The following is an 8,711-nucleotide window of genomic DNA, read 5'->3' as shown; positions in this document are numbered from 1 at the left end:
GTCTTGTTGACACGCCTGGTCGCAGTTGTTGATTCGGATACAAAATCCGATCCCATTTAGGTAGGAGTAGATGAATGCGAATTCTGTTGAGGCAGACATCAACCGACGGGAGAGCTTGAGAGAGCTGTCATCTCGAAGCGAAACAACCTGTCCTGCACAATGACTCAAAAACTTTTCCTGATTCTTGACGACGATTCCCGCCGCCCCAGCAACGGCGCCCCAGATAAAGCTCTTTGTTTTTCGTTCCATTCTTTGGCCTTGGTTGGTGAGAGCTAACAGTGATTAGACGGACCCATCGGTCCGGACATTTTTAATAATACGGACGCCATCAAATCACCCTTATCCCCATGATAATCAATGATGTTTGGTTTTCTGTGTCCGTCTATTACAGTATGAAAAGGCGGACCCAGCACTGTCGTCTTCTGGCTTGACAGATTATGTTCCAACTTTTTCTCTGTCACCACTCATAGGAGCGAACATCATGGGGTCAGCCCACACCCCGTCCCCGCCTCATGGATCTGGTAGCCACGCTCTGCCGGCGGCGCCACTACAGCCCACGCACGGAGGAGAGTTACCGATACTGGATTCGGCAGTACATCTATTTTCATGACAAGTGCCACCCCGGCGCACTCGGCGCACAAGATGTCGAGGCCTTCCTGAACCATTTGGCCACGGTGCGCCAGGTGTCGGCTTCGACCCAGACGCAGGCGCTCAACGCCCTGGTGTTCTTGTATGAGGCCGTACTGGAGAAACCGCTCGGGCGGATGGTGGGACTAAAACGGGTGCAGAGACTTCATCGTGTGCCTGTCGTACTAACCCGCGATGAAGTCAGGGCAGTGCTATCACACATGTCCGGGACACCACGCCTCATGGCAGAGTTGATTTATGGCGCAGGCCTGCGGGTCCAGGAATGTGTGACGCTGCGGGTGAAGGATATCGATCTGGCTGCTGGCAGCCTGTCGGTGCGCAGCGGCAAGGGCGGCAAGGACCGGACTACGGTATTACCCAGCCGCCTGCGTGAGCCGCTGCAGCAACACCTATTGCGGGTGGCCGCGCTGCATAAGACGGATCTGTCGCACGGGGCGGGGCTGGCACCAATGCCGGGCGCGCTGGCGCGCAAGTATCCTTCAGCTTCTTCATCGCTGGCTTGGCAGTTCGTCTTCCCCTCCTCGGTCCAGCGGCCGTGGGGCGATCAAGGGCGTCTGGCGCGCTGGCACACCTCGGATACGACCGTGCAACGGGCCTTTCGCTTGGCAGTTCGAAGCGCAGAAATCCACAAACACGCAAGTGTGCATACGCTCCGCCATTCATTCGCGACGCATTTGCTTGCCTCCGGCACAGACATTCGCACCATTCAATTGCTGCTGGGGCACCGTAGCTTACAGACGACGATGATCTATACGCATGTGCTGGAGGCCACCCGCAAGGTGGTGAGCCCCTTCGACAATCTGGAGGACTGATCGGCAATGGCGGCGCGTCCGGCTCCTTTGCGCTGCCCCTGCCACTTTACCGGCGAGGGTTTGGCGGGAACAACGGCCTGGAAGTCCGCATTCCCAACGGCAAACTGCGTACGTTAAAGATGCCGCAGGCGGATGTCCGCTCATCAATTCAGAGCGGACTCCCTCCGCTCGACCTATGACCGGCAGCAAAGGCCGAACAGCAGACCTCCACGGGTACCGCACCAATCAGCCATTGGCCGGATACAGTCACTCAGTCTTACGGCCACTAAGCACACTGGATTCCAGATTTTCGTTAACGCCTAAGAACGCGCTGAACGCGTAGAACAGTCAGGGTTGGTTCCAAGCGCACCCCTCACGTAGCGTACGTAGTCGTCAGGTTCGAATCCCTCGCCGCTGCCAGCAGTGACTGAAATTCCTCCGCAGGAAGCGGGCGGCTGAACAGATAGCCCTGCCCCATGTGGCAACCGGCCTTTTCCAGCGCCCGCTTCTGTTCTTCCGTCTCGATGCCTTCGGCGATCGTGCCTTTGTCGAGGGCGTGGGCCAATGCGATGATGGAGCGAACGATGGCCCGGTCTTCCGATTCGTCGGCCACGCCGTCGACGAAGTTCTTGTCGATCTTAATGGTGTCGGCGGGCAGGCGTTTCAGATAGCTCAGCGACGAGTAGCCCGTTCCGAAGTCGTCGATGGCGATGCGAACGCCGATGCGCTTGAGGGCGCCGAGCACTTCCACGCTGGATTCCGCATCCAGCATCGCGGCGCCTTCGGTGATTTCCAGCTCCAGGCGCGACGGCGGCAGGTGGCACCCGCCAATGACGGATGTGACCTTGCCCAGCAGGTCCGGATCCTGGAACTGGCGCGTGGAAAGGTTGACCGCCATGCTCAGATCGAATCCCTGGTCGAGCCATGCCTTGGCCTGCGCACAGGCGATTTTCAATACCCATTCCCCCAGCGGCAGGATGAGCCCGGACTCCTCGGCGACCGGAATGAACTGGGCGGGATGGTGCTCGACGCCGTCGGTGTCGCGCCAGCGCAGCAGGGCTTCGGCGCAGAGGACCCGGCCCGATTCCAGGTCGACGATCGGCTGGTAGTGGAGCCGGAACTGCTGTTTGACCAGCGCGTCGCGCATTTTCGCTTCGAGCGTCAACCGCTGCTGCAGCCGTTCGCCGAGGCCTGCTTCGAAGCAGGCAAAGCCGCTGCGGCCCAGGCGCTTCGCCTCGTACATGGCCGTGTCGGCATGCTTGAGCAATGTCTCGCGGTCGGTGCCGTGGTCGGGGAAGAAGGCCAGGCCGATGCTGCAGGACATTTTTAATCGATGCTCGGCCACCTGGAACGGCGCCTCGAATACCACGATCAGGCGTTGCGCCGTCCGGGTGGCGGCGGCGGGCGGGCAGTCGGGCAGGATGATCAGGAACTCGTCGCCGCCCAGGCGCGCCAGCATGTCGTGATGACGCAGCGTGGCGGCCGTCCGTTTGCCGACTTCGGCCAGGAGCTGGTCGCCGATGCCGTGCCCGAGCGTGTCGTTGATGTCCTTGAATCGATCGAGGTCGAAAAACATGATCGAGAAAGATCGGCCGCTTTCCTTGGCGGCCCGTATCTGGTGCTCCAGAAGCTCTTCCGCGCCTGCACGGTTGGTGAGCCCCGTCAGCGAATCGCGCCGCGCCTGGCTCAGGAGTTCGTCGCTGTGTTGCCGCTCGTGAATCCTGACCCAGTAGGAAATGGCGCCGAAGATGGCCACGAAGACCAGGAACACGCCGAGAACCGGACTGTTGTGTTCCCACCATTTGTTCCAGATATGGCCGTAGGGAATCGACACATAGGCATACATGGGCAGCGTGGCGAGGTGGCTGTAGGCGCCCAGCCGTTGCTGTTCCGTGTACATCCAGGGCGAAAAGCCGGTGAAATAGCCATGACGCAGGCCGGGCTGCGCGTGGATCGTCTTGATGAGCGGGCCGTTCAGGGGGCGGCCGTAGACTTTGTCGGGGTTGTCCACGGGCCAGCGGGCCTGCTGGAACCCGTCCTCGCGCAGGATGCCGACCAGGCTATTCGACGGCAGCGACAGGTTGCGCAGGAAATGCATGCCCGTTCCCAGGGGAATGGCTGCCTGGATCATGAACAGCGCCCGCCCCTGTTCGTCCCGCATGGTGTAGCGGAACGGGAAGCGCCACTCACCGATGACCTGGCCGTATTCGGGGCGGCCGATCGTATACAGCCCGGGGTCGTCCAGTGCCGCCTGGAAAGGGGCCATGTAATCCGTCGTGTGCCGGTAATCCGGCAGCGGGGCACCCGGCGGCAAGGCCGTATTGATCAGCATCCGGCCGCCCGGATCGAGGACCGCCATGGCGCCGACCTGGGGATAGCGCTTCTGGAATTTTTCCAGGGAGGCGCGGGCCGCCTCGGGGTGGTTGATTACATCGATCCGCTGCAGCAATTGGCCGAGCGGATCGAGGCCATGGCCCAGATCGTCGAAGAAGGCCTGGGTTGCAGACGCCAGAAATCCGGAAAGGACGGACAGATTCTTCCGTTCGTCCGCCTGCTCCCGGTCCCAGCTGATGATGCCGAGCGCCACGAAGCCAAGCAGCCCTGAAGCCACGAATGCGTAGAAAGCACGCCGCAAGAGACGGGAAAAGGGGGAGCGTGAGGGCATCCTCGATACGGAGTTCATTATTTTGCGAGTAAGGCTATAGCGGCAGGCATGGCCAAGTGTTTAGGCCGGAAACGCGATGGCCGCCCAACCGCCGTCATTTTCCGGGTATCGGCCAGCCGATACAGGCGCCGCGCCGGGCCGCCCATACCCTTTCAGACGCAGCGCCTCCGACGGATTTTCCATGGTCTAGAATCGATGAGTATCGCTTCCGCATACGGCCGTCGTTCCATCACCTGGGGCGCCGTGACCGGCTTCATCCATCGCTGAGGAGTCCTGCCCATGATCAAACTCGACGTGAATGGCAAACAACATCAACTCGACGTGGCGCCCGACACCCCGCTGCTGTGGGCGCTGCGCGACACGCTGCACCTGACCGGCACCAAATACGGCTGCGGCCAGGCCCTCTGCGGCGCCTGCACGGTGCAGGTGGATGGCGCGCCGATGCGGTCCTGCGTGACCCCGGTGTCGGCGGTGGCCGGCCGCAGGATCACCACCATCGAAGCGGTGGACAGGGACCGTGTCGGCAAGGCGGTGCAGGACGCGTGGCGCAAGCTCGACGTGGTCCAGTGCGGCTACTGCCAGTCCGGGCAGATCATGAGCGCGGTGTCGCTGCTGCGCCAGAACCGCAGGCCCAGCGACAACGACATCGACAACGCCATGTCCGGCAACCTGTGCCGCTGTGCGACCTACGTCCGCATCCGGGCGGCCATCCACGAAGCCGCCAAGGCCCTCGCCTAGGAGACCCCGCGATGAACACGATCGAAAACCTCAGCCGCCGTCGTTTCCTGCAGGGCAGCGCCGGCCTCACGCTCGGCTTCTGTCTGCCCGCCCTCGCCGCTCCGGTAGCCGGTCCCGGCAAGGCCGGGGAAGGCGCGGTCGGGCCGATCCATTTCGAGCCCAATGCCTTCCTCCGCATCGGCACCGACAACACTGTCACGGTGTTGTCCAAGCACCTGGAAATGGGCCAGGGCACCTATACCGGGCTCGCCACCATCCTCGCCGATGAACTGGACGCGGACTGGAACACGGTACGCGTCGAGGGGGCGCCAGCTGACGCCAAGCGCTACAACAACCTGTTCTGGGGCCCGGCGCAGGGCACCGGCGGCAGCACTGCGATGGCCAACTCCTGGGAACAGATGCGCAAGGCTGGCGCAGCCGGGCGCGCCATGCTGGTCAGCGCGGCGGCCATCAAATGGAACGTGCCTGCCGCCGAGATCATGGTGCGCGACGGCGTGCTCAGCCATACGAAGTCGAAGCACCGCGCCAGCTTCGGCGAGCTGGCCGTGGACGCGGCAACGCTGCCCGTGCCCACCGACCTGAAGCTGAAGGACCCCAAGGATTTCCGCCTGATCGGCAAGCAGGTGAAACGCAAGGACAGCGCCGACAAGACCAACGGCCAGGCCCGCTTCACCCAGGACGTGCAGTTGCCGGGCATGCTGGTCGCGGTGGTGGCCCACCCGCCTCGCTTCGGCGCCACGGTCAAATCCTTCGACGCCCGCCGCGCCAAGGCAGTGAAAGGCGTGGTGGACGTGGTGCAGATCCCCCAAGGGGTGGCCGTGCTGGCGAGCGATACCTGGAGCGCAAAGAAGGGGCGCGACGCCCTTTCGGTGAATTGGGACGAAAGCCAGGCCTTCACGCTCGGCAGCGAGGAGATATTCGCCCGCTACCGGGAGCTGGCCAAGACCCCGGGGCTCGTCGCACACCAGAGCGGCGACGCGGACCAGGCCTTCGGCAAGGCCGCCCGGGTCGTTCGCGCGAGCTACGATTTCCCCTATCTGGCGCATGCCGCCATGGAGCCGATGAATTGCGTGATCCGGCTCGGCGGCGATGGCTGCGAAGTCTGGAACGGCGAGCAGATGCAGACCGGCGACCAGTACGCGCTGGCCGGCCTGTTCGGCCTCAAGCCGGAACAGGTGACCATCCACATGCTGTATGCCGGCGGCAGCTTCGGCCGGCGCGCCAGCAGCCACTCGGATTACGTGCTGGAGGCCGCCCACATCGTCAAGGCCATCGACGGCCGCGCACCGGTGAAACTGGTGTGGATGCGGGAGGACGACATGCGCGCAGGCTATTACCGGCCGCTGTTTCATCACGCGCTGGAGGCTGCCTTGGACGACAAGGGCCGGCTGACCGGCTGGCGCCATCGCCTGGTGGGCCAGTCCATCGTGGCCGGCACCGCGTTCGAGAAGAACCTGGTCAAGGACGGCATCGACCAGGTGTCGGTGGAAGGCGCCGCCAACCTGCCCTACGCCATTCCCAACATGAAGGTGGACCTCCACACCCCGAAGGACATCCCGGTTCCGGTACTGTGGTGGCGTTCGGTCGGCTCGTCCCACACGGCCTACTCCACCGAAACCTTCCTCGACCAGGTGGCCGGGGCCATGGGCACGGATCCGGTGGCGCTGAGGCTGGCGTTGCTGCCCGGTCATCCGCGCCATGCCGGCGTGCTCAAGCTCGCGGCCGAGAAAGCCGGCTGGGGCGGCCCGCTCAAGGCCGGCAAGCCGGGCGAGCGCCGCGGCCGCGGCGTGGCGGTGCATGAATCGTTCAACTCCTACGTCGCCCAGGTGGCCGAGGTGACGGTCGGCAAGGACGGCAGCATCAAGGTCGACCGCATCGTCTGCGCGGTGGATTGCGGCATCGCCATCAACCCGGACAACGTCCGCGCGCAGGTGCAAGGCGCCATCGGCTTTGCCCTGTCCGCCGCCTTGCACGGCGAGATCACGCTCAAGGAAGGCCGCGTGGAGCAGGGCAACTTCGACGGCTATCCGCCGTTGCGCATCCACGAAATGCCGGTGGTGGAGGTGCATATCGTGCCGTCGGCCGCCGCGCCGAGCGGCATCGGCGAGCCCGGCGTGCCGCCCGCGGCGCCGGCCGTGGCCAACGCCATCGCCGCCGCCACCGGCAAGCATCTGACGCGCATGCCGTTCAACCCCGCCGAACTGGCCGCCTGAGCATGGACAGCCAGGACAGCGAGGTGCTGGCGGCGGTCCGCAACTGGGCGGCCGATGGACACCGTTGCGTCCTCGTCACCGTGGCCCGCACCTGGGGCTCGGCGCCGCGTCCCCCGGGCGCCTGGATGGCCTTGCGCGATGACGGCCGGGTGCAGGGCTCGGTATCCGGCGGCTGCATCGAGGACGACCTGATCGCCCGCATGGCAGCCGGCGAATTCCACGGCGCGCAGCCTTTCGTCCAGCGTTATGGTGTCACCCCGGACGAGGCGCGCCGCTTCGGCCTGCCCTGCGGCGGCGTCGTGGAGCTGGTGATCGAACCCGCACCCGATATGGCCGCGCTGGACGACCTCGCCCGGCGCATCGCCGCCGGCCAGTTGGCGTTGCGCAGCATCGACCTCGACAGCGGCGCGGCAACGGTCCGCGACGGCTGCCGCAGCGACCAGCTCAGTTGGGATGGGCGCTGCCTGACCACGCTGCACGGCCCCGCCTGGCGCCTGCTGATCATCGGCGCCGGCCAGATCTCGCGCTACCTCGCCTCGATGGCCCAGGCCCTGGACTACCAGGTGCTGATCTGCGATCCGCGGGTCGAATACAGCGCCGGCTGGGATGTTCCGGGCGCCGCCTTGATAGCGGGCATGCCGGACAACGCCGTGATTGAACTGGGACTCGATCCCCGCAGCGCGGTGGTCGCCCTGACCCACGACCCCAAGCTGGACGACATGGCGCTGCTGGAAGCGCTCAAGTCGCCGGCCTTTTACGTCGGCGCGCTCGGCTCGCGCGCCAACAACGCCCGGCGCCGGGAACGGCTGCTGCAACATTTCGATCTCTCCGAGGCCGAGATGGCGCGGCTTCATGGCCCGGTCGGCCTGCCCATCGGCAGCCGCACGCCACCGGAAATCGCCGTCTCCATCCTCGCCGAGATCACGGCGATCAAGAACGGTCTCCCGCCCTTCGCGGCAACGGGACGGCTACCCGCAGCGGACCGTTCCGGTTGCCGCATCGATTAACCCGCATGACGCCAGGCCCCATCATTGGCATTCTCCTGGCTGCCGGCAGCGGCAGCCGCTTCGGCAGCGACAAATTGCTGCATCCCCTGGCCGACGGAACGCCCATGGGGTTGGCCGCCGCCCACCGGCTGCGCCCGGCCTGCGATCGCGTCCTCGCCGTGGTACGTCCGGGCAGCGCAGTATTGGCGGAGCAGCTGGCCGCAGCAGGGTTCGAACTGATCGTCAGCGCAGCGTCCCTTCAGGGCATGGGCCACAGCCTGGCGGCGGGCGTCCGCGCCGCGCCGGATGCCGGCGGCTGGCTCATCGCTCTTGCGGACATGCCTTTCATCGCACCCGCCAGCTACGGCCGCGTGGCGGCGGCCCTGCGTGACGGGGGCAGCATCGTGGTCCCCGAGTACCGGGGGCGCCGGGGACATCCGGTGGGCTTCGCCAAGCAATGGGGTGAACCGCTCTCGGCCCTGGCCGGCGACGAAGGGGCACGGCGGATCGTCACGGCCTTTCCCGACGCGATCGTGCGCTGCGACGTGGACGACCCCGGGATCGTGCGGGACGTGGATCAAGCGGCCGACCTGATGGATCGCCCCACGGGCGCAACACTGGCGCCGTATCCGTGACGCATCCTGGGCTTCCCGTTTTGAAACGTTATGCC

The 8,711-nt window shown here is 65.1% G+C and carries 7 protein-coding genes; 5 read left to right on the top strand and 2 right to left on the bottom strand.

What is annotated here, in order from left to right; all coding sequences use genetic code 11:
• Positions 1 to 249 (bottom strand): hypothetical protein (locus B058_RS18200; protein WP_211208713.1); only part of this gene is annotated, 249 nt, incomplete at its 3' end.
• A gap of 263 nt (positions 250 to 512) precedes the next feature.
• On the opposite strand from B058_RS18200, the gene B058_RS0115215 reads away from it, so the two are divergent.
• Positions 513 to 1,460, top strand: coding sequence for an integron integrase (locus tag B058_RS0115215; protein ID WP_018509358.1), 948 nt, complete (start codon positions 513 to 515; stop codon positions 1,458 to 1,460).
• 352 nt (positions 1,461 to 1,812) lie between these two features.
• On the opposite strand, the gene B058_RS17345 is transcribed toward B058_RS0115215, so the two are convergent.
• A complete protein-coding gene (locus B058_RS17345; protein WP_169335106.1) occupies positions 1,813 to 4,104 on the bottom strand; it encodes a putative bifunctional diguanylate cyclase/phosphodiesterase in 2,292 nt (763 codons plus the stop codon).
• Between the two features lie 279 nt (positions 4,105 to 4,383).
• Between B058_RS17345 and B058_RS0115205 the strand changes: the two genes are divergently transcribed.
• Genes B058_RS0115205 through B058_RS0115190 form a run of 4 tightly spaced genes read left to right on the top strand, consistent with a single transcriptional unit; the run spans position 4,384 to position 8,676 of the window.
• The gene (locus tag B058_RS0115205; RefSeq protein WP_018509356.1) at positions 4,384 to 4,842 is read left to right on the top strand and encodes a (2Fe-2S)-binding protein; all 459 of its coding nucleotides are present in this window, start codon (positions 4,384 to 4,386) and stop codon (positions 4,840 to 4,842) included.
• An 11-nt stretch (positions 4,843 to 4,853) separates the two neighbouring features.
• Positions 4,854 to 7,055, top strand: a complete 2,202-nt coding sequence (locus B058_RS0115200; protein ID WP_018509355.1) for a xanthine dehydrogenase family protein molybdopterin-binding subunit — start codon at positions 4,854 to 4,856, stop codon at positions 7,053 to 7,055.
• Between the two features lie 2 nt (positions 7,056 to 7,057).
• Positions 7,058 to 8,062, top strand: a complete 1,005-nt coding sequence (locus B058_RS0115195; protein WP_018509354.1) for an XdhC family protein — start codon at positions 7,058 to 7,060, stop codon at positions 8,060 to 8,062.
• Between the two features lie 5 nt (positions 8,063 to 8,067).
• Positions 8,068 to 8,676, top strand: a complete 609-nt coding sequence (locus tag B058_RS0115190; RefSeq protein ID WP_018509353.1) for a nucleotidyltransferase family protein — start codon at positions 8,068 to 8,070, stop codon at positions 8,674 to 8,676.
• The last annotated feature ends 35 nt before the right edge of the window (positions 8,677 to 8,711 follow it).

Origin of the sequence: Thiobacillus thioparus DSM 505 (genome assembly GCF_000373385.1) — a bacterium.
GTDB classification, from domain to species: Bacteria; Pseudomonadota; Gammaproteobacteria; order Burkholderiales; family Thiobacillaceae; genus Thiobacillus; species Thiobacillus thioparus.
This window is presented reverse-complemented; position numbering and strand designations above follow the sequence as displayed.